Source organism: Pseudoduganella sp. S-14 (genome assembly GCF_049913285.1).
Classification (GTDB): Bacteria; Pseudomonadota; Gammaproteobacteria; order Burkholderiales; family Burkholderiaceae_D; genus Rugamonas.
This window is the reverse complement of sequence record NZ_CP183991.1, coordinates 4,828,671-4,853,713: the sequence shown is the minus strand read 5'-3', so window position 1 is coordinate 4,853,713 and position 25,043 is coordinate 4,828,671. Positions and strand designations below refer to the sequence as shown.

The window sequence follows — 25,043 nt, the reverse complement described above, 5'->3', positions numbered from 1 at the left end:
CATGAAGCACAGCAAGCACAGCATGTTGCAGCGCAAGCTGCTGGGCCTGACGGTTGCCGCCTGTTTCGGCAGCGCGCAGGCCAACCCGGTGGCGCCCAGGGTGGTGGCGGGCCAGGCCAGCTTCAGCCAGCAGGGCAATGTCTTCAGCGTCGCCAATACGCCGAATACCATTATCAACTGGCAAAGCTTCTCGATCGGCGCCGACGAGGTGACGCGTTTCCTGCAGCAGGGCGCCGACAGCAAGGTGCTGAACCGGATCAGCGGCCAGGAACCCAGCCGCATCCTGGGCAGCCTGCAATCCAACGGCCAGGTCTACCTGCTCAACCCGAACGGCGTGTTGTTCGGGCACGGTGCGCGCATCGACGTGCAAGGGCTGGTGGCGTCGAGCCTGGCCTTGTCCGATGCCGATTTTCTTGCCGGGCGCATGCGTTTTACGGGCACTGCGGGCGCCGGCAAGGTGCAGAACCAGGGCCAGATCGCCACGCCGCATGGTGGACAGGTCTACCTGGTGGCGCCGCAGGTCGAGAACAGCGGCATCGTCCAGGCGCCGGGGGGGGCGGTCATGCTGGCCGCCGGCCATAGCGTGCAACTGGTGGATAGCGCCAACCCGGCGCTGCAGGTGGTGGTGGCGGCGCCTGCCGACCAGGCGCTGAACCTGGGCCAGTTGGTGGCGCAGGGTGGCCGTGTCGGCATCTTCGGCGCGCTGGTCAGGCAGCGCGGCACCGTCAGCGCCGACAGCGCCGTGCGCGGCGCGCAGGGCCAGGTACTGCTGCGCGCCAGCGGCAGCACCATGCTGGAAGGCGGCAGCCGCACCACGGCGCGCGGCGGCGCAATTGCCATCCTGGGCCAGCAAGTCGGCCTGACGGGCGATGCACGGGTCGATGCCAGCGGCGAGGAAGGCGGCGGCAGCGTGCTGGTCGGCGGCGATTACCGTGGCGCCAACCCGCAGGTGCCGAATGCGCGCCAGGTCTACGTGGGCAAGGATGCGGTGCTGGCGGCCGACGCCGGCAGCAGCGGAAGGGGCGGCAAGGTGGTGGTCTGGGCCGACGAGACCGCGCGCGTGCATGGCAGCATTTCCGCCCGCGGCGGCAGGCAAGGCGGCGACGGCGGGCTGGTGGAAACATCGGCGCGCCAGCTGGAGCTGGGCGGGCTGCGTGTTGACGCCGGTGCCGTGCAGGGGCGGCTTGGCCAGTGGTTGCTCGATCCCTATGATATCGAAGTGAAGGTGGCGCCAGGCGTGCCGGCCGCCCTGACTGACGTTGCAAATTTCAACGCGGGCAATCCCAGCGGCGTCACCGAACTGGCCACAGCCTTGTTGAATGGCGCGACTGCCGACGTCACCTTGCAGGCCAAACACGACATCACCTTTGTCGATCCGGTTGCCATTGCCGCCCCGGGCGTCGGCCTGCTGGCCCAGGCCGGCAACCATATCATGGTCAAGGGCCGGCTGGCGACCAACGGCGGCATGCTGCGCTTGCAGGCAAACGACCCGGCATCGGGCACGGCCAGCGGCAACGGCGCCGTCAAGTTGACGGCGAGCCTTGAGACCGGCATGGGCGCCATCGAGTTGAGCGGTGCTGAAATCGACATCGGCCCGGGGGCCCTGGTGGCGGGGCAGGAGCAGCGCTGGAAAGCCGACAGCATGCGCATCGCCAGCGGTGCCCAGGTGCAGGCGGCCAACAGCGTGTCGTTAAATCCGTACAGCCTGGCTACTGCCATCCGGCTGGGCGAGGCGAGCGACGGTACGCCTGGCGTGCTGGCGCTGGACGGTGCGGAGCTTTCCGCCATCAATACGCAAAACCTGAATATCGGCTTTGGCCAGCATTACGGCACACTCAGCATTGATGGCTTGCTGGACCTGGCCGCCAGCAATGCCGGCAATGCGATGCTGACCCTGGCCAGCAACGCCATTGCGGTCAACGGTGCGCTGAAGCCGCGCTCTGGCGTTTCCCTGCAAACCAGCGGCACGCTGGCCGGCAACGGTTCCATCACAGCGCCGGTCCTGCTGGTCAACGCGGGCTCGGTGTCGTTGACGGGGCCCAACCAGGTCATGGGGCTTGCCGCGATGGCGACAGGCGACATCAGCTTCAATAATGTGGGCAACCTGAACCTGACATACGGGAACGGCATGGCCGGGGTGCAGACGTCCGGCAAGCTGAGCCTCAAGGCGAGCAGCCTGAACCAGGAATACGGCATGCCCTTGCGTGCCGCCAGCCTGATCCTGGACGGGGTGGGGCAGGTCAACCTGTCCGGCGGCAACAACCAGGTCAACATCCTGCGCGCCCAGGGCGTTGGCAACCTGAATTACTTCGACAGCGGTTCGCTCGAGGTCCAGGCCTTGAGCCAGGCCGATAGCGCCAGCACCGGCGGCTTTGGCAACCTGCACGTGGCAGCCCTCGGCACGCTGGTGGTGAGCGGGGCGGTGAACGGCAACGGCAAGCCGGTGCAACTGGAGGGCGGCTCGCTGCGGCTGGCTCCCACTGCGGTGGTCAGCGCCGGGCCGCTGCTGCTGCGCGCCAATAACGGCAGCCTGGCCAGCGAACTTGGTGCGCAGGTGAACGCCAGCGACGCCGGCCTGGAGGCGAATGCCATGAGCCTGGCGGGGCAGACCAGTGCCGCCAACAGCATCCGCGTTTCCAGCCTTGGCGGCGCGGCCATCATCGTAGGCGGCACGCCCACCTCGGATAGCGGCGGGCTGGTATTGGGCAATGCGGATCTGGGCCGGCTGTCGGCGCCCAACCTGCTGGTCGGGGGCGGCTTTTTCGATCCAAACGGCAGCCCGCTAGCCAATGCCAGCCACATCACGGCCGATCAGCTGGACCTGTCCGGCTCCAGCCTGCTCAAGTCGCTTGTCTTGCAGACTGCTGGCAATGTCGACCTGGTGGGGATGGTCCGGCTGCCGGCGGGCGCGGGCCTGGGGGCGGAGGCGGGCGGTACGCTAAGCAATAATGCCATGGTCAGCGCCCAGAGCATCAAGCTGCGCGGCGGCTCCGTGGTGCTGAGCGGGGCGGCAGGCACCGGCATGGTGGCCGACATGATCGGGATTGACAGTGCCGGCAGCGTCGAACTCGGCGGCGACAGGCCAAGCGGTACGCCCACCACGCACCTGAGCGGCGCCGGCCTGGCGTCGCTGAAGACGCCGCGCCTGTTCATCGGCGCTGCCAGCGGCATGACAGTGGGCGGGGCGCTCAGCCTGCCCGGCACGGAACTGGAACTAGAGGCGCGCTCCGGCGCGCTGCAGGTGGCGGCGCCGCTGCAGGCGGACGTGGTCAACCTGAACGCCGACGCCATGGACTTCAGCGCCGATGTGACGGCCGGCCTTGCCTCGCTGACGCCGGCTACGTCCGGCTACAGCATCACCATCGGCGCTGCTTGCGGAACGGGCTGTTTGTCCCTGACCCAGTTGAACAGGATCGCTGCCGGCACGATAGGAATTGGCAATCGCGACGATGGAAGCGACGTGCCCAGTCCCGGCACCAAGCCTGGCACCACGGCCAGCGGCACCGGCGCCGATAGCGGCACGGGGAGCGTGGCTGGTTTTGGTGCCGGCGCCATCCATCTTGGCGGCGCCTCCAACCTGAACGCGCTGACGACGCGCCTGGGCCTGATCACCACCGCAGGCATCACGCAAGATACCGCCAATGCGGCGGCGGCCCTGAAGGTACAGGAACTTGGCATCGATGCCGGCGCGGGCGTTCAGCTGGACCATAGCGGCAACCAGGTGGCTCGCGTCGCCGCCATCGTCAGCAACGGCAACCTCGACTTCCGCAGCAACCAGGCGCTCTCGGTGGTGCGCCTGCAGGGCGGCAATAGTGGCGGGGGCAGCGGCTACGACATCAATGGCCTCCAGGTTGCCGGCACGGCGACGCTGCGTTCCGATGGCGCCCTGGCCACGGACGGCGCGGCAATCCGGGCCAGCAAGCTGGTGGCGAAAGCGGGCGCCAATATCGGGACAGCGGCGGCAGCGCTGCAGACCTTTGTCGCGGAGCTGGATGCGGAAAGCACGGCCACCAGCGGGGCGGCGCCAATCTACATCAGCAATCATGCCGGCAAGCCGGCCCCGCTCACGCTGCTGCAGCTGAAACTCGCTCCCGGCAACAGCGGCGAGATCGCGCTGGACAACTATGGCGCGCTGACGCTGGCCACTGGCGCGCTGGTGAGCAGCGACAGCGGCAATATCCGTCTGACAGCGCATAGCCCGCTCAGTATTTTCGGCAGCGTGCTGTCCAACTCCGGCGATATCCTGCTGGAGGCTGGCAGCACGGGCAGTGACGCCGACGACCTGACGATTGCCAGTGGCGCACTGGTGAAAAGCAATACAGGCAATGTCAAGCTCGCTGCCGGCTCCGACGTCAATTATGTGGCTGGCACGGTGCAGGCGCCGGGCGGCAGTATTGGCGTCAATGGCGCCATCGTGACGCCGCCCGTGCAGCCGCCGACCTCGGTCGACCAATGCCAGTTGAACCCAAGCCTGCCCGGCTGCCAGCTCGTGCTGCCGCCGACCGAAGCGCAACCCACCAACCCGGTGCAGCAAGCGATCAGCCAGACCATCCAGGTCATCAACAGCTCCGGCAGCGGCCCGGGCCAGGTTTCCGTGGCGAGTGCGCCGGATGAAGGTAAAGACAAACAGGCGAAGAAGGACGACAAAGGCGACAAGCTGGCCCAGGACAAAAACACCGGAGCGAAAAAGAATGAACCCGCTACAAAAATGTACTGCAACTAAGGGGATGCTGCTGGCACTACTGTGGCTGTTGTCCGCGCTGGCGCTGGCGGCGCCGGTGGCGGGGACCGTGGTCCAGTTGAGCGGTCCGCTGATGGCGCGCAAGGCCGATGGCACGGTGAAGGTGCTTGCCATCAAATCCGAGGTCGAGAATGGCGATACGCTGGTGACCGAGAAAAACACCTATGCCTTGCTGCGGTTTATTGACAATAGTGAAATTACGCTGCGGCCAGGCAGCACGCTGACGATCGAGAATTTCAGCTTCGACAGCGGCAAGCAGGATGCTGACCGGGCGCAGTTCAACCTGGTCAAAGGGGGCTTGCGGGCCGCATCGGGCCTGCTGGGCAAGCGCAGCAGGGAGAAATTTGAGCTGAAAACGCCGGCGGCCACCATCGGCATCCGCGGTACGCTGTTCGTGGCGGAAATCGTGCCGGTGGCGGGCCAGTTGCCGGGGGCGGAAACGGTGCGGGCACCTGGACTGTATGTGCAGGTGCTGGATGGCATGGTCCACCTGAACAACCCTGCGGGAACCCAGGTTTTCAATGCCGGCCAGTTCGGCTTTACGCCGAACATGACGCTGCCGCCCGTGGTCGTGCCGCAGAACCCGGGCATGCAGTTCAACCCGCCGCCGGTCTTCAGCAGCCAGACGGCAGGCCCCCGTGCTGCCGGTAACCGGGCGCAACGCGCCGTCGACTGCGAAGTGCGCTGACGATGTTCACTTGAACATAGCGCTTGACCTTCCCATCGTGGGATACTTGATACTGGTCGCCAGAGCATAGGCGAGGAGTATCCCATGAGTCAGTTCCAGCAAACCGTCCGTATTGAGGGCATGAGTTGCGCATCCTGCGTGCGCCGCGTCGAAAAGGCGCTGGCGACCGTGCCGGGCGTGGCGCATGCCGCCGTCAACCTGGCCACCGAGACCGCGCGCGTCGATTCCGATTCGCCGTTGGCCTTTGCCGCCCTGCAGCAGGCCATCGGCAAGGCTGGCTATGCCGCCAGCGAGCTGGCGGCGCCGGCTGCCGATTCCGCGCCGCGCATACCCGAAGGCGTGGCCGTGATCCTGTCCGCTGCCCTGTCGCTACCGCTGCTGGTGCCGATGGTCGCCGAATGGTTTGGCGCGCACCTGATGATGCCGGCGTGGCTGCAATGGCTGCTGGCGACGCCGGTGCAATTCGTGTTCGGCGCGCGTTTCTATCGCGCCGGCTGGAAGGCTGTGAAAGCGCGCGCAGGCAATATGGACCTACTGGTGGCGCTCGGCACCTCCGCGGCCTATGGCCTGAGCGTGTACCTGGCGCTGGCGCGAGGGCAGGGCATGCATCTCTATTTCGAAGCGTCAGCAGTGGTGCTGACACTGGTCTTGCTGGGCAAGTGGCTGGAAGCGCGGGCCAAGCGGCAAACCGCGTCCGCCATCCGCGCGCTGCAGGACTTGCGGCCGGTGACTGCGCGCGTGAGGCGCGCGGACGAATCGGATGCCGATGTGCCGATCGACCAGGTGCGCGTGGGCGATATCGTGGTGATCCGCGCCGGCGAGCGGGTGGCGGTGGACGGCGAGGTGGTGGATGGCGCCAGCCACGTTGACGAATCCCTGATTACCGGCGAAAGCCTGCCCGTTGCCAAGCACGTTGGCGACCGCGTGACCGGTGGCGCAATCAATGGCGAGGGCTTGCTGCTGGTGCGCACAAGCGCGACGGGGGCCGAGACCATGCTGTCGCGGATCATCCGCCTGGTGGAAGATGCGCAGTCGGCCAAGGCGCCGGTGCAGAAGCTGGTCGATAAGGTGGCAGCGGTGTTCGTGCCTGTGGTGCTGGTGCTGGCGATGTTGACGCTCGCCGGCTGGTGGCTGGCCAACGGAGATGTTGAGCAGGCCGTGCTCAATGCGGTGGTGGTGATGGTGATTGCCTGCCCGTGCGCGCTTGGCCTGGCCACGCCGGCGGCGATCATGGCGGGTACCGGCGTCGCAGCGCGGCATGGCATCCTGATCAAGGATGCGGAGGCGCTGGAAATGGCGCGCCAGGTCGATACCGTGGTGTTCGACAAGACCGGCACGCTCACGCAAGGCAAGCCGGTGCTGGCGCAACTGCTGCCGCATGGCGTGCCGGCTGCACGCGCACTGCAGCTTTCGGCGGCGATCCAGCGCGGCAGCGAACATTCGCTGGCTCGCGCTGTCCTCGACGCGGAAGCGGCCGCGGGCGCGGGCGGCCCGGCGCCGCTGACTGCAAGCGCGGTGACGACTTTGGCGGGGCGGGGCCTGGCTGCGAAGGTCGATGGCCTCGACCTGCTGCTTGGCAGCGGGCGCCTGATGGCGGAGCGCGGTGTCGACCTGGCGCCACTGCAGCAGCGGGCTGCCGAACTGGAAGCGCAAGGCCATACGATTTCCTGGCTGGCCGAAGCCGGCGCGGGCGGGGTAAAGCTGCTTGGCTTGCTTGGCTTCGCCGACCAGCCCAAACAGCACGCACGTGCTGCGGTGGAGCGCCTGCACGCTCGCGGCATCGCGACCGTGATGCTGACCGGCGACAACCAGGGCAGCGCGCAAGCAGTGGCGCAGGCACTGGGCATTGGCAGCGTGGAAGCGAACCTCCTGCCGGCCGACAAAACCACGGTCATTGCGCGGCTCAAGGCCGAGGGCAGGCGCGTTGCCATGGTCGGCGACGGCATCAACGACGCCCCGGCGCTGGCTGCGGCGCACGTCGGCATCGCGATGGCGACCGGCACCGACGTTGCCATGAACGCTGCCGGCATCACGCTGATGCGCGGCGAGCCGCTGCTGGTGGCCGACGCCATCGACATCTCGCACCGGACCTTCAGCAAGATCCGCCAGAACCTGTTCTGGGCCTTCATCTACAATGTGGCAGGGATTCCGCTGGCGGCCCTTGGCATGCTGAATCCCCTGCTGGCCGGCGCCGCAATGGCGTTCAGCTCGGTCAGCGTGATCAGCAATGCCTTGCTGCTGCGCCGCTGGCAGCCTTCGAAGGAGTAAGGGAAATGAATATCGGACAAGCCGCTGCTGCATCCGGCGTCAGCGCCAAGATGATCCGCTACTACGAGAGCATTGGCCTGGTGCGCGAAACTGCGCGCACCGACAGCGGATACCGCATTTACGGCGAAAACGACCTGCACACTCTGCGTTTCATCAAGCGCGCGCGCAACCTCGGGTTTTCGCTGGAGCAGATCGGCGACCTGCTGTCCCTATGGCAGGATACACGCCGTGCCAGCGCGGACGTGAAGACGATCGCGATGAGCCACGTCGATGAACTGAACCAGCGCATCGTGGAGTTGACCGAAATGCGCGACACGCTGGCTAGCCTGGCTAAAACCTGCCACGGCGACGACCGGCCGGATTGCCCGATCCTGCAAACGCTGGGATCAGCGCAGGAACATGTACACGGTGAGCACTGCGCCCACGATCACGACAAAGATGCGCATCAGTTGCGGGGGAAGGCGGTAGATCAGCCACGAACCCAGAAGGCCGCCCGCAATACCACCCGCGCATAAAGCCAGGGCGGCAGCCCAGCTGATCATGCCGGAGAAGGCGAAGATCAAAGTGGCGGAAGCGTTCATCGCCATCGCCAGCATGTTCTTGGTGGCGGTCGCAGCGCGGATCTGCTGGCCTGCGATGGTCAGCGCGGCCAGCATCAGGAAACCGATGCCGCCGCCGAAATAGCCGCCATAGATCGAAATGCAGGCCTGGACAACGGCCAGCATCCACTTCGGCATGCTGGAAGCGGCCTGCATCGGCTGGCGCCGGAAAGCACCCCAGGCGAACATGGTGGTGGCAAACAGCACCAGCCAGGGCACCAGCCTGGCAAAGAACGTCGGGGGCGTAATCCACAGCAGGATCGCGCCGAAAATGCCGCCGACAATACTGATCGTGAAAAGCTGCGCGAAGGTCAGGCCGCTCACGCCTTCAGCGAACTTGCGGCCAGCGACGGCGGATGTCGCCTGGCTGGGGAACATGGCGACCGTGGAGGTCATGTTCGCCGCAACCGGGTTCAGCCCGGCCAACAGCAGGGCGGGAAAGGTGATGAAAGAGCCGCCGCCAGCCAACGCATTCTGCGTGCCGGCGAAAAGTCCTGCTGCGGCGAGCAGTAAGATGGTGTGGAGTTCGGGCATCGGGCCATTATAGCCAAGCTATTTGAAAGTCGGGGTCAGGTCTGGCAATCCGCCATATTTTTCGCAATGCGAAAAATATGGCGGATTGCCAGACCTGACCCCGACTTGCATCATGCGGCGTGGCGTCGCGTGCGGACGGATGCGATGACTTGTGCGATACGGTCGGTAGCGCTTTCTGCGTCGGCGAGGGAGCGCAGCAGGCGCTCGTCGCCGAATTCGTCGTATTCGACGGCTGCATCGTATGCATGCGTCACTCCCAGGTAGCGGAACACGCTGCGCACCGATCCTTCGACATGGTTGATGCCCTCCAGCCGTTGCCCTGGGCCGTAGCCGTAATCGCCGCGTGAGGACAGGATCACGAGCTGCTTGCCGGCATCTGCCAGCAGGGGCCAATATGGTTCACCGGCGCGTGAACGGTCGAAGCCGAACGTGCGGCCGACCCGCACGATGTTATCCAGCCAAGCCTTGAACTGCGCCGGCGGCCCGAAGTTATACATCGGCACTCCCGCCACGATGATATCGGCTGCCAGCACTTCGTCGACCAGCGCGTCGCTTTGCGCCAGCGCTTCCACCATCCATGGCTCGCGCGCCGCCGGCGGCGTGAACGCAGCATGTACCCAGCCCCCGGTCACAGGCGATGGCGGCACGGCTCCAACATCGCGATAGATGACTTCTGTTCTGCTATCGAACTGCCGGTAGCGCTCAATGAAGCGTGCAGTCAGGCGCCGCGTATGCGAACCGTGCGCCTGTTCGCCGGAACGCCCGGGCCGGGCGCTTGAATCGATATGTAGAATCGTGGTCATTGTTCTCTCCAGTTGGTTGCGATGGGTGTACTGTGCGCTGCGCGGGGGGCGGTGACAAACGATCAATTCTCAGCAGATGGATGAACTGAATTCATGTATAGTCCTTCACATGAAACGCCGCCTTCCATCCCTGTCCGCCCTGCGCAGCTTCGAGGCCGCGGCGCGGCTGCAAAGCTTCAAGCTCGCTGCCGAGGAGCTGTCGGTCAGCGCGACTTCGATCAGCCACCAGGTGCGTGCGCTGGAGGAGGCACTGAACGTAAGGCTGTTCCTGCGCAAGACCCGGGCCGTCGAGCTGACACCGGAGGGCCGCACGCTGATGCAGGCAGCCGGCAGCGGGTTCGACGCCATCGCTGCCGGGGTCGAACGGTTGCGGCGCGAGCAGCGCCGCACGGTCACCTTGTCGACTACGCCATCCTTCGCGGCGCGCTGGCTGGTGCCGCGGCTAGCTTCGTTCAACGCGGCCCATCCCGGCATTGCCCTCAACGTCCTGGCCAGCAACAAGCCGGTTGACCTGGCCGGCGGCGCGGCCGACCTTGCGGTACGCGGTGGCGCCGGGCATTTCGCGGGACTGCAAGCGCAACGCCTGATGCATGCCGCTTTCGCGCCGGTGGCCAGCCCGCGCCTGAAGCTGCGCAAGGCGAGCGACGTGGCACGCCATCCGCTGATCCATTTCGACTGGCAGCGCGGCTTTAAGGGCGCCTTGACCTGGGACAAATGGTCGACAGCGGCAGGCGTAGAGCTGGATGTCACGACAGGCGCGCGCTTTTCGGAAGAGTCGCACGCGGTGCAAGCCGCGATTGCAGGGCAAGGCGTGGTGCTGACTGCCTTGCCCTTGGTGCGCGAAGAGATCAGGTTGGGACTGCTGGAAGCGCCGGTTGGCCCGGTGCTCGGCGGATTTGATTTTTATGTTGTGCGGCCTGAAGGCGATGCTCCGCGCGAAGAGGTGCGCGCCGTCGCGGAATGGCTGCTGGCACAGGAGGAGCAATGATGGAGCCTTACAAGCTTTACTACTGGCCGACGATCCAGGGCCGGGGAGAATTCGTGCGGCTGGCGCTGGTCGAGGCCGACGTTCCTTACGTTGACGTGGCGCGCGGCAAGGGCGGCATGAAGGCGATGACGGAGTTGATCGCCGGCGGCAGCGACCCGCGCGCCGCTTTCGCGCCGCCCATCCTGCAGGCCGGTGAACTCATGATCGGTCAGACGGCGAATATACTGATGTTCCTCGGGGCGCGCCACAAGCTGGCGCCGCGCTCCGAAGCGGGGCGCCTGTGGTGCAACCAGCTGCAGCTGACTATTGCGGACATCGTTGGCGAGGCGCACGATACGCATCACCCGATCTCGGTCAATATGTATTACGAAGAGCAGGCGCGGGAATCGAAGGCGCGGGCGCGGGATTTTGCGATCGAGCGCATCCCGAAGTACCTGGATTATTTCGAGACCGTGCTGCGGGCCAACCAGTCGCGCGGCGGCTGGATTGTCGGCTCCCGCCTGAGTTATGTCGACTTGTCGCTGTTCCAGCTGCTGGACGGCTTGCGCTATGCCTTCCCGAAAGCGATGGCTGGCTACGAAGGGCGTTGGCCCGGCCTGCAGCGCTTGGCCGGGCGAGTGGCGGCGCGTCCGCGCGTCGCCGCCTACCTGGCTTCCAAACGCCGCCTCGCCAACAACGAGGACGACGTATTCCGGCATTACCCGGAACTGGAGCAGGGCGTCCGCGTCAAGCCGCGCGGGTAACAGGATAGCCGGCATCCACAATGGCTGCCTTGATCGGCGCCAGCGCCGAAGCCGAGTTGACCTTGACGTGCTTGCCCTTCAGGTCAACCTCGACAAAGGCGGCTGGATCCACAGTGTGTACGGCTTCCGTCACGGCCGATACGCAATGGCCACAGGTCATGTTTTCTACAGTCAGTTCATACATTTGGAGTTCCTTTCGTCATATGGGTAAACGTACTTTATTCCTTCCCACGATTGTAATGTCAAGCGTGCTTGCGCTTTTTCTGCAGGGCTGCTCGGCCAAGTACGAGGCGCCCCGCGGATCGGCGGGCGCCGTCGGCGAAATTGCATACAACCAGGCGCCGGGGAAACCAGCCGTCGCCAATGACCAGCAAACGCGCGGGAAATACCTCGCATATGAACACCACGTGACGGTCGATGCGGCCGAGTCGGAGATCAAGCCCCTGCTCGACAAGCTGGTCGCTGCCTGCAATGCTGATATGGCAAACCAATGTACATTGCTGGCATCCGGCGTGGAAGGCGGGCGGATGTCCAGCGCGAGCATCCGTGTCCGGATCAAGCGTCCAGGCATCGAGAAGCTGATTGCGTTGGCGGCGACAGGTGGGGAGGTCGCCTCACGCAATACGTCGGCGGAGGACCTCGAAGGCCCGATCCGCGACAATGCCAAGCGACTCGACATGCTGCGCTCATATCGCGAGAAGCTGCTGGCGCTGGAGAACAAAGTCGGCAATAACGCCGAAGCCCTGATCAAGCTGTCGCAGGAACTGGCGACGGTGCAAAGCGAACTTGAGTCGGCGACCGGCGTTGAAGCGCGCCTGATGGAGCGGGTCAATATGGACTTGCTGAACATCTCCATCCAGTCGCGCACCCAGCGCGGCTTCTGGTCGCCGGTCAAGCGGGCAACCGGCGATTTTGGCAGCAACCTGTCGGAAGGTATCGCGAGTGCAATCACTGGACTGGCCTACCTGCTGCCCTGGTCGTTGATTCTGTTTTTAGCGGGCTTTGTAGTGCGCAAGATCTGGAGGAGGATGCGCCGGAAATGAGGGGTACGGTCAAATATGCCACGCGCATGTATGCGGCAGATGTCGCGAAGATGTTTCACGCGGAGCACGATTTCGTCACGGAGAAAACTTGATGAAGCAGTCCATTGTTCACATTGCCCTCGTTGTGCGCGACTATGACGAGGCGATCGATTTTTATGTCAACACGCTCGGCTTCGAGCTGCTTGACGACACCCACCAGCCGGAGCAAGACAAGCGCTGGGTAGTCGTGGCGCCGCCTGGCGGCGGTGGAACAACCATCCTGCTGGCGCGCGCATCCAGGCCGGAGCAGGAACCTTTTGTCGGCAACCAGGCCGGCGGCCGGGTATTCCTGTTCCTGAATACCGACGACTTCTGGCGCGACTTCGAGCGGTTGAAGGCGAAAGGCGTCCGGATCGTGCGCGAGCCGAAGCAGCAGGACTACGGCATGGTTGCCGTCTTCGCGGACCTGTACGGCAACCTGTGGGACCTGCTGCAGTTGAACGAAGACCATCCGATCGCACGGCGCGGAAAATAAAAAGCCCCGCACTTGGCGGGGCTTGTGGACTGCGGGCGGCGCTGCTTACAGCACGTCGCTCGCGTGGTCGGCCAGGCGGGAACGTTCGCCGCGGGCCAGCGTGACGTGGCCGCTGTGCGCCCAGCCCTTGAAGCGGTCGACCACGTAGGTCAGGCCGGACGAGCCTTCGGTCAGGTAAGGCGTGTCGATCTGCGCGATGTTACCCAGGCAGAGGATCTTGGTGCCGGGACCGGCACGCGTCACCAGGGTCTTCATCTGCTTCGGCGTCAGGTTCTGCGCCTCGTCGATGATGAGGAACTTGTTGACGAAGGTGCGGCCGCGCATGAAGTTCAGGGACTTGATCTTGATGCGCGAGCGAATCAGGTCCTGCGTGGCCGCACGGCCCCATTCACCGCCTTCGCCGTCGGACTTGTTCAACACTTCCAGGTTGTCGTCGAAGGCGCCCATCCAAGGGCCCATCTTCTCTTCCTCGGTACCGGGCAGGAAGCCGATATCTTCGCCCACCGGCACCGTGACGCGGGTGACGATGATCTCGTTATACAGCTTGGTCTCCAGCACCTGCGCCAGGCCGGCGGCCAGCGCGAGCAGGGTCTTGCCGGTGCCGGCCTGGCCCAGCAGGGTGATGAAGTCGCATTCCGGGTTCATCAACAGGTTCAGCGCGAAGTTCTGCTCGCGATTGCGGGCAGTGACGCCCCACACACTGTTCTTGTTGTGCGAGTAGTCGCGCAGGGTTTGCAGGACGGCGGTCTTGCCGTTGATCTGCTTCACTTGCGCGTAGAACGGCGACTCGCCGTTGTTCGGCTCCAGGTACACGAATTGGTTCACCAGCAGGGAAGGAATGAACGGGCCGGTCACGCGGTAGAAGGTGCTCGACTGGCCGTGCTTGTTCTCCTGCCAGGATTCCATGTCCTTGCCGTGCTTGTTCCAGAAGTCGTCCGGCAACTGGACGATGCCCGAATACAGCAGGTCGGTGTCTTCCAGCACATGGTCGTTGAAGTAGTCTTCCGCCGGCAAGCCCAGGGCGCGTGCCTTGATGCGCATGTTGATGTCTTTCGACACCAGCACCACGGCGCGGCCAGGCTGCTCCGCTTCCAGTGAACGCACCACGGCCAGGATCTGGTTGTCGGCCTTACCTTGCGGCAGGCCTTCCGGCAGGTCGGCTACCTGCACCTTGGTCTGGAAGTACAGGTGGCCCTTGGCATCCTTGTTGCCCAGCTTGTTCAGCGGGATGCCGGTTTCCATGTCGTCGTCGTCGGTGTTGCTGATCAGGGCATCCAGCGTACGCGATACCTGGCGCGCATTGCGCGCGACTTCGGACATGCCTTTCTTGTGGTTGTCCAGTTCTTCCAGCGTCATCATCGGCAGGAAGACATCGTGCTCTTCAAAGCGGAACAGCGACGACGGGTCGTGCATTAGCACGTTGGTGTCCAGCACGAACAGCTTGGTGCTGCCCACCACGTCGGCCTTGCGGCTGGAGGCAGACTTGAGCACGACTTCGTGTTCCTTGTGCTTGGCCGGGTGCGGTGCATCGGCCTTGATCGGCGTGACCTTGGAGCGCGCCTGCGGCGCAGCCTTGGTGCGCGGTGGCGCTGGTACGTCGTCCGGCAGCTTGACGGCCTTCAATGCAGGCGTCTTGTTCGCTGCAGTCTTTTTCGCAACCGGTTCTTTTACTGCTTTGGCAGCAGTCTTGGTCGCCGCTTTCTTCGGCGCTGGTGCTGCCTTTTCTTCAGTAGGGAAGGGAACCGGATTTGCTCCGCTCGCCTTCGGATAGTCTTTAGCCAGCAGCAGGGTGGCTGGCTTGCTAGGCAGTTTTGGCAGTGGCATCAGGATCTCAATCTAAAAAAGATACATCCACGCGAGGGCGAATGCCCGGCATGGATGAACTATGGGGTGGTTCGGAAAAACTAAAGGATGCCTGGCGGGCGTCTGCGTCGCCCGAAAGCCGGTGGGCATGCCACCGGGGACAGTGGGTGGAAGGACTTGCTCGACTCAAAATCTGGCTGACACGTTCAAATGTAAAGCTCCCGTTGAGCTAACACATTCGCGGCGAGGGCCTTGCCATCAGCCCAGGTTTGCCACGAATTCCAGCACTTCATCGACGTGACCTGGTACTTTCACGCCTCTCCATTCTTTCACCAATCGGCCTTTTGCGTCAATCACAAACGTGCTGCGCTCGACGCCACGCACATCTTTACCGTACATTTTTTTCATCTTCATGACATTGAAGGCCAGGCAGACCGTTTCGTCCGGATCGGAGATCAGTTCGAACGGCAAGCCCAGTTTCGTCTTGAAGTTCTCGTGCGAGCGCAGCGAGTCGCGGCTGATGCCGTAAATTTCAGCACCGGCAGCGGTGAACTGGTCGTGCAGGTCGCGGAAGGCCATGTTCTCGGTAGTGCAGCCCGGAGTGTTGTCCTTGGGGTAGAAGAACAGTACGGTGGCTTTGGCGGGGCGTCCGGAGAGCTGGAAGGTTTGGCCGCCGGTCATGGCGGCGCTGAAGTCGGGGATGGTTTGGCTCATGCGCGTTGATTTGGGGGCAAAGTGTTATTTTTCAATGATCAATGCCAGCAGGGCTTTGCGGCCTTCGCCCATCAGGATGTTGTAGGTGCGGCAGGCGGCATTGGTGTCCATGCATTCGACGCCGATCTGCCTGGAGATAAGCGGCGCGGCCAGGCGCGGATGGACGAAGCGCTGGCGCTCGCCGGTGCCGAGGATGACCACGTCGGGCTGTTCGGCCAGCAGTTGTTCGAAATGTTCGACGGTCAGTTCCTCGAACTTTGCCACGGGCCAGGGGCGCGGTGCGCTTTCCGGCAAGACCAGCAGGCTGTAGTCGAATGGTTTGCCGTTGATCTCGACTCCACCTTCAAAATAGCCGGAAACGGTCTGGTACTGGCCGGTGGTACTGGAGTGGAGCTTCATAACTTTTCGCTATATTTAAATACAATAGAGATCTTATTGTAACGTTTTGCGCATAGCGATGGTTGATTAAACCAATTTAATTCGGCAGAATGGGTATTTTCGCAATGCAGCATTTATACGTAAGGGATTGATTTTGCGTCCGGTTCAGAAATCCAACAAGCTTAACGAGATTTGTTACGAGATCCGCGGCCCTGTGCCGGAGAAGGCCCGCCTGATGGAAGAAGAGGGCCACAAGATCATCAAGCTGAACATCGGCAATATGCAGCCGTTCGGCTTCGATCCGCCGGACGAGATCGTGCACGACATGATCATGAACCTGCCGAATGCGGCCGGTTACACCGATTCCAAGGGCCTGTTTGCGCCGCGCAAGGCGGTGATGCACTATACCCAGCAGAAGAAAGTCGCCAACGTCACCATGGACGACATCTACCTGGGCAACGGCGCGTCCGAACTGATCGTGATGTCGATGAACGCGCTGCTGAACAACGGCGACGAGGTGCTGGTACCGGCGCCCGATTATCCGCTGTGGACCGCGGCGGTCAGCCTGTCCGGCGGCAAGCCGGTGCACTATGTCTGCGACGAGCAGCAGGACTGGTTCCCCGACATCGACGACATGCGCAAGAAGATCACGCCGAATACCAAGGCGATCGTCGTCATCAACCCGAACAACCCGACCGGCGCGCTGTATCCGGACGAAGTGCTGCTGCAGATTATCGAGCTGGCGCGCCAGCACCAGTTGATCATCTACGCCGACGAAATCTACGACAAGGTGCTGTACGACGGCGTCACCCACACCTCGATCGCCGCGCTGTGCGACGACGTGTTCTGCGTGACCTTCAACGGCCTGTCCAAGAGCTATCGTTCCTGCGGCTACCGCGCCGGCTGGATGGTGCTTTCGGGCGAGAACAAGAAATATGCGAAGGATTACATCTGGGGCCTGAACATGCTGGCCTCGATGCGCCTTTGCGCCAACGCGCCGGGGCAGTTTGCGATCCAGACTGCGCTCGGCGGCTACCAGAGCATCAACGACCTGGTGGCGCCTGGCGGGCGCCTGCTCAAGCAGCGCGACCTGGCATACAAGCTGTTGTCCGACATTCCGGGTGTCAGCGTGGTCAAGCCAAAAGCTGCACTCTATATGTTCCCCCGCCTCGATCCGAAGATCTACCCGATCGCGGATGACCAGCAATTCGCGTATGAATTGCTGGAAGAAACCAAGGTCCTTATCGTGCAGGGCACGGGCTTCAACTGGCATAGCCCGGACCACTTCCGCGTGGTGTTCCTGCCGAATTCGGACGATATGGAAGATGCATTCGGCCGCATCGCGCGCTTCATGGAAGGCTACCGAAAGCGGCACGGGCACAGCTAACAACACCAGGGAAATTGAAGATGAAATCGATTAAAGTAGGTTTGCTGGGCGTAGGTAATGTGGGCGCCGGCACGTTCAGCGTATTGCGACGCAACCAGGAAGAGATCCGCCGCCGCGCCGGCCGCGGCATCGAGATTGTGGCCGTATCGGCCCGCAACCTGGAGCGCGCAAAAGAGCGCACGGAAGGCCAGTGCAAAGTCGTGGCAGACCCGTTCGCGATCGTCAACGATCCGGAAATCGATATCGTCGTGGAGCTGATTGGCGGCTATGACACCGCCAAGGAACTGGTGATGCAGGCCATCGCCAACGGCAAGCACGTGGTCACCGCCAACAAGGCGCTGCTGGCCATGCATGGCACGGAAATCTTCGCCGCGGCCCAGGCCAAGGGCGTGATGGTGGCGTTCGAGGCGGCCGTTGCAGGCGGCATCCCGATCATCAAGGCGCTGCGCGAAGGCCTGACCGCCAACCGCATCGAATGGATCGCCGGCATCATCAATGGCACCACCAACTTCATCCTGTCCGAGATGCGCGACAAGGGCCTGGACTTCGCCACCGTGCTGAAGGAGGCGCAGCGCCTGGGGTATGCGGAAGCCGATCCAACCTTCGATATCGAAGGCGTCGACGCGGCGCACAAGGCGACCATCCTGTCCGCGATTGCCTTCGGCATCCCGGTGCAGTTCGACAAGGCCCATATCGAAGGCATCACCAAGCTGCAGGCGATCGACATCAAGTATGCCGAACAACTGGGCTACCGCATCAAGCTGCTTGGCATCGCACGCCGCGCGCAAGTGAACGGCGGCGAGGGCATCGAGTTGCGCGTGCACCCGACCCTGATCCCTGCCAAGCGCCTGATCGCCAATGTGGAAGGCGCGATGAATGCAGTGCTGGTGCAGGGCGACGCGATTGGCGCCACCATGTACTACGGCAAAGGCGCCGGTCCTGAGCCGACTGCGTCCGCCGTGATTGCCGACCTGGTCGACATCACCCGCCTGGCAACCGCCGATCCCGAGCACCGCGTGCCGCACCTGGCCTTCCAGCCGAATGCGATGACCGACATCAAGATCTTGCCGATGTCCGAGATCACCACCAGCTACTACCTGCGCATGACGGTGGCCGACCGTCCGGGCGTGCTGGCGGAACTGACCCGCATCCTGGCCGACGCCACCATCTCCATCGACGCCATGATGCAGAAGGAGCCGGCAGAGGGCGAGACCCACACCGACATCATCCTGCTGACGCACCAGACGCAGGAGAAAAACGTGGCGGCTGCCATCGAGAAGATCGAAAAGCTGTCCAGCATTGTCGGCAACGTCACCAAGATCCGCCTCGAGAACCTCGCGTAATAAACGCCGGGGTCAGCTCGGGCTTCGCATGGAGCCAGAAAAAGGGGACGCACCGCTTTAAAAGGGTACGTCCCTTTTTTCATTGCCGGAGCTGAGCCCGACTTTCATCTCCAGAGCCAGGCTGGTCATATAGTTTTGATATAATTGTTTCATTTCAGAACATATGATTGTCGAAGTGCAAATATGAAGTCCCTGTTTTCCTTTATTTGCCTGCTGGGCGCGGTGTGCGGCGCCCAGGCGGCCGAAGCGCCGCAGTGCAAACAGCAGACGGTAGAAAAGTCGCTGATTGAAATTTGCCTTGTGAAGGGCGCCGCGTTCCAGCACGATTTTTACACCCTCAAAGCCGACAAGACGCTGATCTTCGCTCTTGTTGACGATTACGCGGACAACGTCCAGCTTGAACATACCGTGCCTGACGGTGAGGTGATCGAATTTCCGTTGTCTATGCAAGGTGGGAAATCCGTAACGATCAAGGGCGGGTGTGTCCCGGAGAGCAAGGACGGCTATGAGTCCGCAAGGGTTTGCAACTTCTATTGGGGCAAACACCAGATCGTTAAGGATGTACGTTTTGAGTTTGACTGAGTTCCATTCGCAATCGTCCAGACCTCGGACATCGCTTGATCGATTGCCTCTTCGTTTTATGCAAAGCTGGTTTCGCATTTTTTGTTTGGCCAGTATGTCGATCGCGCTGGCGGGATGCGGCACCTTGTCCGATAAGCAGCTGGATCCAGACTCCCGCGCAGCACAGCATCTAGCAGCAACTGGCGACATCGCGGCCGAGATTGCTGCCTTGGCGCAGCCGATGATCGATTCCAATGAAACGACAGGGCTGGTGGTTGGCGTACTGACGCCCGATGGCAAGCAGCAGTTCTTCGGCTTTGGGACCACGCACCAGGAAGGCGGGCACCAACCCGATGGCCAAACGCTGTTTGCCGTCGGCTCGCTGAGCAAAGGCTTTCTGGCGGCGACGACTTCGGTACTGGTGCAAGAGGGCGTGCTGCATTGGGACGAAACCCTCGCGACGCTGTTGCCTGCGGGTGTGCCGCTTAGCGAGGATGCCAAACGCATCACCTTGCGCCAGCTCGTAACGCATACCGCGGGTCTGCCACGTCAGCCGATGACCGAGAGGACATTGCTCTATTTTGTGGAGTATCTGTTCACCGGCAAGAGCTTCTATCGCCACTTTGACCGGGCTTATTTGTTGGAGTACCTGTCGACATTCAAGAAGCATCATGGCGGTGTGCCTCAGTACTCAAACATCGGCTACGGCGTGCTTGGTTATGTGCTGGAACTGAAAACCGGGAAGAAGGTCGACGCGCTGGTGCACGAGAAAATACTTGATCCGCTGCGCCTGCACAGCACTGGCTATGTCCCCGAGAAACTGCCTGGCTACGGCGAGCGGGCCTTGGGCCACGCGGGTGACCAGCCCAAATTCATCCGGCGCGGCGAACTTGTCCCCGATTGGCAGTTCACCGACATCATGAGCGGTTCGGCGGCACTCTACTCAAACGCGAGCGATTTGCTGGCTTACGCAAATGCCCACCTGGCCGCGACCGGCAGTGGCGTGCTCGATGCCGGACTGCGGAATACCCTGAAGGTGCAGTTTGAGCGTGAACGGGAGGCGGCGGCCAGCGCCTGGTTTGTCGACGAAATCGATGGCCATAGGATCGCGCACCAGATTGGCCTGGTGGCGGGCTACACCGCTTACATCGGCATTGACGAACAGACGCGTACTGCAGTGGTCGTGCTGCAAAATAACTTCAACTGGACGGACAGGATCGGGCATCGCCTGCTGTTGCGGATGGCGCAAGCCAAGAACTTCAATACAAAGGATTTGCAAAGATGAACAGGATGGGATGGTTCGCCTCTGCGGCGCTGCTGTGCATGTTGGGCAGTAGCGGCGCCTGGGCGCAGGACAAGACGGAAACGACAGACGCCAAGCCCGCCGTAGCGCGCGTGCGCTTCTTTGGCCAGGCGGCGATCGGCATCAAATTCTTCAAGAACCAAAGCTGCATCGGGGGCGACGGCATCCAGGCTTCGAAGAAAAATTTCGGCGGCATGTTTGCCAAGAACGTTTCTATCGGCATGCCCATCACGCCTACCGTCGAAAACATGAAATCGCGTGACGGTATCCTGTTCGCAGCGTCCTACCACGAGTTCGCGGTGCGGGCCAATGAGCCGTTGGCGATCTCCGTCGATTATTCGGAAACTACAGGCGTCCGCTCCTACCGCTGTGACCAGATCGGCGGCGTTTTCAAGCCCGAAGCGGGCCAGGACTATGACATCACCGTCGATCTCGTCAATGGGACTTGTGCCGTCAACGTTCAGAAGATTGAAGTGAGGGATTCGGCAATGCAGTTACTGCCGGTGCCGCTCGATGGCACACGTAAATGTACTGCGGACGATGTGTTGCCAATCAACGTCTGCAAGGCGACGTTTGAAGAATGCAAGACCAACGTCATCGAGAAATTCAAGGAGACGGACCCTGAAGGCAAGCCTGGAAAGGCTGCGTTCGCCGAATGTACGGCCAGGTATAAGTCCTGCGTCGCCGACACGCGGTAATCAAAAAAACGGGCGACGCCAGGTCGCCCGATAAGGGAGGTACTACTGCAGCGAAGGCATTATTTGCCGGCGACAGTCAGCTCACTCTTCACTTCCTTCACTCCCGCCACGGCAGATGCCGCCTGGATCGCTTTGGCGCCGGCATCGGAGCTTGACACCGTGCCGCTCAGGACCACTACGCCCTGGTTGGCGGACACGATGATCTCTTTCTGGTCCGAGAGGGCTGCCTTGACTTTGGCCTGCAGCGTGGAATCGGCGGTGGCTACAGCGGCACCGGCCATGGCGCCTTCTTGCTGCGCGTGTGCGGACAGCGAGGCGAGGGCGAATGCTGCGGCGGCGAACAGGCCTGCGATCAGTTTGGAATCCTTCATGGTCTATCTCTCCATTTTCAAGTTGGCAGTCAACGCTGGTGCGTTGTCCTTGGTATTGCAAGGCGCGTGCCATGTAGAGAAATCAATGACTTAGCTGTGCGGCAACATTGAATTTGTCGCCACGCGGCGACACGGTCTGGGCTGCAATGCGCAAGGCCTTGATTTGGCGGGCTTTATGGCTGTCGCCCCTCGGCGACAGGTTCAATGCGGAATTGCGCCGCGTTCAATTCATGCTTTTGCAGCAGGCGATAGAACTCGGTGCGGTTGCGCTCTGCCAGGCGCGCGGCATCGGCCACGTTGCCGTCGGTGAGCTTGAGGAGCTGCACCAGGTAATTGCGCTCGAAGCGCAGCTTGGCTTCCGTATAGCTGAGCACTTCCAGCGAGGGGACGCGCAACGCGCGCTGCACCAGCGATAGCGGCACCAGCGGCGCCGTGGCCAGTGCGCAAGCATGTTCCACCACGTTATAGAGCTGGCGCACATTGCCGGGCCAGGATGCGCGCGACAGCGCTTCCAACGCTTCCGGCGCAAAGCCGTTGACGGTCTTGCCGTATTTGGCGGCCAGCATTTGCAGGAAGCGCGTGGCCAGCAGTCCGATATCTTCGCGACGTTCCGCCAGCGGGGGCAGGGTGAGCGTGATGACGTTCAGGCGGTAGTAGAGGTCCTCGCGGAACTGTCCTTCGAGCATGGCCGCTTCCAGGTCGCGGTGGGTGGCGGAGAGCACGCGCACGTTGACCGGGCGGCCGTTGTCGGAGCCGACCTGGCGCACCACGCGCTCCTGCAGCACGCGCAGCAGCTTTACCTGCAGCAGCAGCGGCATGTCGCCGATCTCGTCGAGGAACAGGGTGCCGCCGTCGGCTGCCTGCAGCAGGCCTTCGCGGCTGGCGACAGCGCCGGTAAAAGCACCTTTCACGTGGCCGAACAGTTCGGACTCCAGCAATTGCTCGGGAATAGCGCCGCAATTCACTGCGATGAACGGCGCCGCGGCGCGGCGGCTGGCGCGGTGAATGGCACGTGCCAGCAGTTCCTTGCCGGTGCCGCTTTCGCCGCGAATCAACACGCTGGCGTCGGAGGCGGCAACCAGCTGCGCTTCATGCAGCACTTCTTCCATGGCGCGGCTGCGGCTGATGATGTCGGCGCGCCAGGTGCCGTTGCCGGCCTCTGGTGCCGCATCGGGCGCGGCCACGCTCAGGGCCTGGCCAATGCGGTCAAGCAGCACTTTGGCGTCGAACGGCTTGGTCAGGTAGGCGTAGGCGCCGAGCGAAGTTGCTTCCACTGCGTCGGGAATGGTGCCATGGGCGGTGAGCAGGATCACCGGCAGCGCCGGGTGCTGGCTGCGGATCTGCTGGAACAGGGACATGCCATCGCGCTCGGGCAGGCGCACGTCGCTGATCACCAGCGAAGGCAGGGCGATCGACAGATTGGCCAGCGCGGCTTCAGCACTGCCCACGGCGGTGACCTGGTAGCCGTTGGCGCTCAGCCGCATCGACAGCAGGCGCAGCAGGTCGGCGTCGTCGTCGACCAGCAGCAGGCGGGGGGAAACTGGGGCACGCATTTCGGTCATCATTTACTGGCTCTCGCAGGCAGGCCGCGCTCGATTTCTTTCAGCGCTTCCAGGGTTTCGTTCAATTGTTCGTTTTTGCGCTGGTTGTCCTTCAACTGCATGCGCAGGCGGTCGCTCTCGTCGACCAGGCGGCGCGTGTCGGCGCATTGTGCAGAGAGGAGTTGCGCCAGCTGCCGCAATCCTTGCGCCTCCGGCTCCGGCGCGGTGGCGACGACGTCGAACTGCGCCTGCGCCTTTGCCAGGTCGCCGCTGCCGCGCGTGAGCGACAGCACCATCGCCGATTGCAGCAGCACCTTTGGTGTTTTCTGCTGCAGCGACAAACCGCTCAGTTCCTTCAGCAACTCGCCTTGCGTCATGCGGCGCAGCGACTGGTAGTAGGCCAGCAGCGGCGCCACCTCGTCCTGTGGCGCCACCAGCAGCGTCAATGGCGCGGGCGCCGGAGGCGGAGGCAAGGGCGGCAGCGTCGGCGCTACTGGCTGTCGATGCGCACAGGACACGAGCAGCAGGATCGGCAGCAAAGGCAGGGTTTTAGTGTTCATAGGGCAGGTCGATCCGGAAGTGTGCGCCGCTACTGGTCGGCAGCAATTGCAGTGATCCGCCGTGGGCGCTGATGTATTCGAGCACGATGGACAGGCCGACGCCATTGCCGCGCCGTGCGCCTGGCGGCTGGCGCATCCCCTGGTAAAAGGGTTCAAAAATATGGGCCGTATCTTCCGGCGCCACGCCTGGCCCCTGGTCGATGCAGTCGATGGCCAATGTGCCGGCCTGCTCGCCGATGACGAAGCGTACGGTGCCGCCTTCCGGGCTATAGCGGACCGCGTTGGTCAGCAGGTTGCTGCTGGCAATGGCGAGCTTGCCCGGATCGACCGAGATGGCCGGGGCGCTGCCGTCCACCGTCACTTCGAGGCGGCGCGCCTGCCATTGCAAGCGCTGGGCGTCGACCGTGTCGCGCAGCAGGGCCACGATATCGGTGGGCTGGCGCTGCAGGTGCTGGGCGGCGAAGGTGGCGGTGTTATAGCGCAGCAGGTCTTCGATCTGGTTCTGCAGCGAGGCTGTGTTCTGGCGCAGGATTCCGGCCACTTCGCGCTGGTTAGGCGTCAGCGTGCCGGCCACTTCATCTTCCAGCAGGGCGACGCCTTCCACCAGCGCGGCCAGCGGCGTTTTCAGTTCGTGTGAGATGTGACGCAGGAAGCGCGATTTATCAGCTTCCAGGCTGGCCAGGCGCTGGCGCAGCCAATTCAGTTGCTGGCCAAGGCGGCGCAAGTCGTTGGGTCCTTCGACTTCAATTGGCTGGTCGTAGCGGTTGCCGCCCAGGCGGTCGATGGCGCTTTCGATTTGCGCCAGGGGGCGTGACAGCCACATGCCGCAGCCAAGGGCCAGGGCGGCGGCCAGGCTGATGGAGGCCAGCAGTTGTCCGCCCAGCACGCTGCGCCGATGTTCCAGGCCAAGCAGGATGCGCTGGTTGCGCTGGTCGACTTCGCGTTTGACTTCGTCCGCCAGTTCTTCGTTGACCGGTGCCAGGCCCGCCAGCGCGGTGTTCAGCATTTTTTGGCGCTGGGCGCGCTTGGCGTTGGGAGCCTCCAGTGCGCGCCAGGCCTGCTCGCCCTGGTCGCGCCAGGCGGCGAAACTGGCTTTCGGCGCGGAGGGCAGTCCGGCCGCCAGCGCCGACAGCGCATCCTGGCCGTCGCGCCAGGCTGCGGCATAGCGGTCTCGGAAGGCTGGATCGTCCAGCACCAGGAACTGGCGCGCGCTGCGTTCCATGGCCACGCTGCGTTCGGCCAGGCGCTGCACGTTTGCAGTCAGCACGACGGCGTGCTGGCCGACTTCGCGGCTTTCCGCGGCCAACCGGTCCAGCGTGAGCAAAGCCTGGATCGAGGTCGCGCTGAGCAGCAGGGCGATCAGCAGGAAGACGCCCAGGAGTAATTGGCGGAAAGAAAGCTTGATGAACATAGAGCATGCGCCGGGAACCACATGGTTAACCGGCGCATGATAGGGGAATTCG

The 25,043-nt window shown here is 63.2% G+C and carries 22 protein-coding genes and 1 pseudogene; 13 read left to right on the top strand and 10 right to left on the bottom strand.

Annotation, left to right across the window (positions count from 1 at the left end):
• The first annotated feature begins 1 nt into the window (after window position 1).
• The 4 genes and pseudogenes from ACN9MZ_RS22295 to cueR form a co-directional block, all read left to right on the top strand.
• Entirely contained in the window at window positions 2–4,723 is a 4,722-nt protein-coding gene (locus tag ACN9MZ_RS22295; protein ID WP_426339075.1) for a filamentous hemagglutinin N-terminal domain-containing protein, read from the top strand.
• A 4-nt stretch (window positions 4,724–4,727) separates the two neighbouring features.
• Window positions 4,728–5,429: a FecR family protein gene (locus ACN9MZ_RS22290; RefSeq protein ID WP_426339074.1), complete on the top strand. Its 702-nt coding sequence runs from the start codon at window positions 4,728–4,730 to the stop codon at window positions 5,427–5,429.
• Window positions 5,430–5,513: 84 nt separating this feature from the next.
• Window positions 5,514–7,697 carry a heavy metal translocating P-type ATPase gene (locus ACN9MZ_RS22285; RefSeq protein WP_426339073.1) on the top strand — a complete coding sequence of 728 codons (2,184 nt, stop codon included), beginning with the start codon at window positions 5,514–5,516 and terminating at the stop codon, window positions 7,695–7,697.
• A gap of 5 nt (window positions 7,698–7,702) precedes the next feature.
• Window positions 7,703–8,083 (top strand): annotated as a pseudogene (gene cueR, locus ACN9MZ_RS22280) (Cu(I)-responsive transcriptional regulator); the annotation flags it as partial.
• On the opposite strand, the gene ACN9MZ_RS22275 reads toward cueR, so the two are convergent.
• Both ACN9MZ_RS22275 and ACN9MZ_RS22270 read right to left on the bottom strand, forming a co-directional pair.
• A complete protein-coding gene (locus ACN9MZ_RS22275) occupies window positions 8,084–8,830 on the bottom strand; it encodes a sulfite exporter TauE/SafE family protein (RefSeq protein ID WP_426339072.1) in 747 nt (248 codons plus the stop codon).
• 110 nt (window positions 8,831–8,940) lie between these two features.
• Window positions 8,941–9,633 carry an FMN-dependent NADH-azoreductase gene (locus ACN9MZ_RS22270; protein ID WP_426339071.1) on the bottom strand — a complete coding sequence of 231 codons (693 nt, stop codon included), beginning with the start codon at window positions 9,631–9,633 and terminating at the stop codon, window positions 8,941–8,943.
• A gap of 109 nt (window positions 9,634–9,742) precedes the next feature.
• On the opposite strand from ACN9MZ_RS22270, the gene ACN9MZ_RS22265 reads away from it, so the two are divergent.
• Both ACN9MZ_RS22265 and ACN9MZ_RS22260 read left to right on the top strand, forming a co-directional pair.
• Window positions 9,743–10,621, top strand: a complete 879-nt coding sequence (locus ACN9MZ_RS22265) for a LysR substrate-binding domain-containing protein (RefSeq protein WP_426339070.1) — start codon at window positions 9,743–9,745, stop codon at window positions 10,619–10,621.
• The gene (locus tag ACN9MZ_RS22260; protein WP_426163339.1) at window positions 10,618–11,364 is read left to right on the top strand and encodes a glutathione S-transferase; all 747 of its coding nucleotides are present in this window, start codon (window positions 10,618–10,620) and stop codon (window positions 11,362–11,364) included. Before ACN9MZ_RS22265 ends, ACN9MZ_RS22260 begins: the two co-directional genes overlap by 4 nt.
• Here the strand turns inward: ACN9MZ_RS22260 and ACN9MZ_RS22255 are convergent.
• Complete coding sequence (locus tag ACN9MZ_RS22255) at window positions 11,348–11,548, bottom strand: heavy-metal-associated domain-containing protein (protein ID WP_426339069.1); 201 nt, start codon at window positions 11,546–11,548, stop codon at window positions 11,348–11,350. The genes ACN9MZ_RS22260 and ACN9MZ_RS22255 overlap by 17 nt on opposite strands.
• A 19-nt stretch (window positions 11,549–11,567) precedes the next feature.
• Between ACN9MZ_RS22255 and ACN9MZ_RS22250 the strand changes: the two genes are divergently transcribed.
• Entirely contained in the window at window positions 11,568–12,407 is an 840-nt protein-coding gene (locus tag ACN9MZ_RS22250; protein ID WP_426339068.1) for a DUF4349 domain-containing protein, read from the top strand.
• 91 nt (window positions 12,408–12,498) lie between these two features.
• Window positions 12,499–12,921 (top strand): VOC family protein, encoded by a 423-nt coding sequence (locus tag ACN9MZ_RS22245; protein ID WP_426339067.1) that lies wholly within the window; start codon window positions 12,499–12,501, stop codon window positions 12,919–12,921.
• Between the two features lie 45 nt (window positions 12,922–12,966).
• Here ACN9MZ_RS22245 and ACN9MZ_RS22240 read toward each other — a convergent pair whose 3' ends face one another.
• From ACN9MZ_RS22240 to ACN9MZ_RS22230, 3 genes are all read right to left on the bottom strand, one after another.
• Complete coding sequence (locus ACN9MZ_RS22240; RefSeq protein WP_426339066.1) at window positions 12,967–14,745, bottom strand: PhoH family protein; 1,779 nt, start codon at window positions 14,743–14,745, stop codon at window positions 12,967–12,969.
• 237 nt (window positions 14,746–14,982) lie between these two features.
• Complete coding sequence (locus tag ACN9MZ_RS22235; protein ID WP_426339065.1) at window positions 14,983–15,438, bottom strand: peroxiredoxin; 456 nt, start codon at window positions 15,436–15,438, stop codon at window positions 14,983–14,985.
• Window positions 15,439–15,462: 24 nt separating this feature from the next.
• Window positions 15,463–15,837, bottom strand: a complete 375-nt coding sequence (locus tag ACN9MZ_RS22230; RefSeq protein ID WP_426163327.1) for an Mth938-like domain-containing protein — start codon at window positions 15,835–15,837, stop codon at window positions 15,463–15,465.
• Window positions 15,838–15,970: 133 nt separating this feature from the next.
• Between ACN9MZ_RS22230 and ACN9MZ_RS22225 the strand changes: the two genes are divergently transcribed.
• The 5 genes from ACN9MZ_RS22225 to ACN9MZ_RS22205 all read left to right on the top strand — a co-directional run bounded on the left by ACN9MZ_RS22225 (window position 15,971) and on the right by ACN9MZ_RS22205 (window position 21,108).
• A complete protein-coding gene (locus ACN9MZ_RS22225; RefSeq protein ID WP_426339064.1) occupies window positions 15,971–17,203 on the top strand; it encodes a pyridoxal phosphate-dependent aminotransferase in 1,233 nt (410 codons plus the stop codon).
• A gap of 20 nt (window positions 17,204–17,223) precedes the next feature.
• Entirely contained in the window at window positions 17,224–18,546 is a 1,323-nt protein-coding gene (locus ACN9MZ_RS22220; RefSeq protein WP_426339063.1) for a homoserine dehydrogenase, read from the top strand.
• Window positions 18,547–18,729: 183 nt separating this feature from the next.
• Window positions 18,730–19,128, top strand: a complete 399-nt coding sequence (locus ACN9MZ_RS22215; RefSeq protein ID WP_426339062.1) for a hypothetical protein — start codon at window positions 18,730–18,732, stop codon at window positions 19,126–19,128.
• 94 nt (window positions 19,129–19,222) lie between these two features.
• Window positions 19,223–20,392 carry a serine hydrolase domain-containing protein gene (locus ACN9MZ_RS22210; protein WP_426339061.1) on the top strand — a complete coding sequence of 390 codons (1,170 nt, stop codon included), beginning with the start codon at window positions 19,223–19,225 and terminating at the stop codon, window positions 20,390–20,392.
• A 5-nt stretch (window positions 20,393–20,397) separates the two neighbouring features.
• The gene (locus ACN9MZ_RS22205) at window positions 20,398–21,108 is read left to right on the top strand and encodes a hypothetical protein (RefSeq protein WP_426339060.1); all 711 of its coding nucleotides are present in this window, start codon (window positions 20,398–20,400) and stop codon (window positions 21,106–21,108) included.
• A gap of 59 nt (window positions 21,109–21,167) precedes the next feature.
• On the opposite strand, the gene ACN9MZ_RS22200 is transcribed toward ACN9MZ_RS22205, so the two are convergent.
• The 4 genes from ACN9MZ_RS22200 to ACN9MZ_RS22185 form a co-directional block, all read right to left on the bottom strand.
• Entirely contained in the window at window positions 21,168–21,479 is a 312-nt protein-coding gene (locus tag ACN9MZ_RS22200) for a BON domain-containing protein (RefSeq protein WP_426163316.1), read from the bottom strand.
• A 173-nt stretch (window positions 21,480–21,652) separates the two neighbouring features.
• Window positions 21,653–23,044: a sigma 54-interacting transcriptional regulator gene (locus ACN9MZ_RS22195; protein ID WP_426339059.1), complete on the bottom strand. Its 1,392-nt coding sequence runs from the start codon at window positions 23,042–23,044 to the stop codon at window positions 21,653–21,655.
• Window positions 23,041–23,580, bottom strand: a complete 540-nt coding sequence (locus ACN9MZ_RS22190) for a hypothetical protein (RefSeq protein ID WP_426339058.1) — start codon at window positions 23,578–23,580, stop codon at window positions 23,041–23,043. The genes ACN9MZ_RS22195 and ACN9MZ_RS22190 overlap by 4 nt, the downstream gene beginning before the upstream one ends.
• On the bottom strand, window positions 23,570–24,991 hold the full coding sequence (locus tag ACN9MZ_RS22185; RefSeq protein WP_426339057.1) for a HAMP domain-containing sensor histidine kinase: 1,422 nt from the start codon (window positions 24,989–24,991) through the stop codon (window positions 23,570–23,572). The genes ACN9MZ_RS22190 and ACN9MZ_RS22185 overlap by 11 nt, the downstream gene beginning before the upstream one ends.
• Between the last annotated feature and the right edge of the window lie 52 nt (window positions 24,992–25,043).

Coding starts and splice junctions, on each gene's coding strand:
- ACN9MZ_RS22200 (WP_426163316.1), bottom strand. CDS start 21,479: ATGAAGGATTCCAAACTGATCGCAGGCCTGTTCGCCGCCGCAGCATTC.
- ACN9MZ_RS22260 (WP_426163339.1), top strand. CDS start 10,618: ATGATGGAGCCTTACAAGCTTTACTACTGGCCGACGATCCAGGGCCGG.
- ACN9MZ_RS22185 (WP_426339057.1), bottom strand. CDS start 24,991: ATGTTCATCAAGCTTTCTTTCCGCCAATTACTCCTGGGCGTCTTCCTG.
- ACN9MZ_RS22265 (WP_426339070.1), top strand. CDS start 9,743: ATGAAACGCCGCCTTCCATCCCTGTCCGCCCTGCGCAGCTTCGAGGCC.
- ACN9MZ_RS22295 (WP_426339075.1), top strand. CDS start 2: ATGAAGCACAGCAAGCACAGCATGTTGCAGCGCAAGCTGCTGGGCCTG.
- ACN9MZ_RS22230 (WP_426163327.1), bottom strand. CDS start 15,837: ATGAAGCTCCACTCCAGTACCACCGGCCAGTACCAGACCGTTTCCGGC.
- ACN9MZ_RS22195 (WP_426339059.1), bottom strand. CDS start 23,044: ATGATGACCGAAATGCGTGCCCCAGTTTCCCCCCGCCTGCTGCTGGTC.
- ACN9MZ_RS22250 (WP_426339068.1), top strand. CDS start 11,568: ATGGGTAAACGTACTTTATTCCTTCCCACGATTGTAATGTCAAGCGTG.
- ACN9MZ_RS22215 (WP_426339062.1), top strand. CDS start 18,730: ATGAAGTCCCTGTTTTCCTTTATTTGCCTGCTGGGCGCGGTGTGCGGC.
- ACN9MZ_RS22285 (WP_426339073.1), top strand. CDS start 5,514: ATGAGTCAGTTCCAGCAAACCGTCCGTATTGAGGGCATGAGTTGCGCA.
- ACN9MZ_RS22235 (WP_426339065.1), bottom strand. CDS start 15,438: ATGAGCCAAACCATCCCCGACTTCAGCGCCGCCATGACCGGCGGCCAA.
- ACN9MZ_RS22255 (WP_426339069.1), bottom strand. CDS start 11,548: ATGTATGAACTGACTGTAGAAAACATGACCTGTGGCCATTGCGTATCG.
- ACN9MZ_RS22240 (WP_426339066.1), bottom strand. CDS start 14,745: ATGCCACTGCCAAAACTGCCTAGCAAGCCAGCCACCCTGCTGCTGGCT.
- ACN9MZ_RS22210 (WP_426339061.1), top strand. CDS start 19,223: ATGTCGATCGCGCTGGCGGGATGCGGCACCTTGTCCGATAAGCAGCTG.
- ACN9MZ_RS22270 (WP_426339071.1), bottom strand. CDS start 9,633: ATGACCACGATTCTACATATCGATTCAAGCGCCCGGCCCGGGCGTTCC.
- ACN9MZ_RS22205 (WP_426339060.1), top strand. CDS start 20,398: ATGGGATGGTTCGCCTCTGCGGCGCTGCTGTGCATGTTGGGCAGTAGC.
- ACN9MZ_RS22220 (WP_426339063.1), top strand. CDS start 17,224: ATGAAATCGATTAAAGTAGGTTTGCTGGGCGTAGGTAATGTGGGCGCC.
- ACN9MZ_RS22290 (WP_426339074.1), top strand. CDS start 4,728: ATGCTGCTGGCACTACTGTGGCTGTTGTCCGCGCTGGCGCTGGCGGCG.
- ACN9MZ_RS22245 (WP_426339067.1), top strand. CDS start 12,499: ATGAAGCAGTCCATTGTTCACATTGCCCTCGTTGTGCGCGACTATGAC.
- ACN9MZ_RS22275 (WP_426339072.1), bottom strand. CDS start 8,830: ATGCCCGAACTCCACACCATCTTACTGCTCGCCGCAGCAGGACTTTTC.
- ACN9MZ_RS22190 (WP_426339058.1), bottom strand. CDS start 23,580: ATGAACACTAAAACCCTGCCTTTGCTGCCGATCCTGCTGCTCGTGTCC.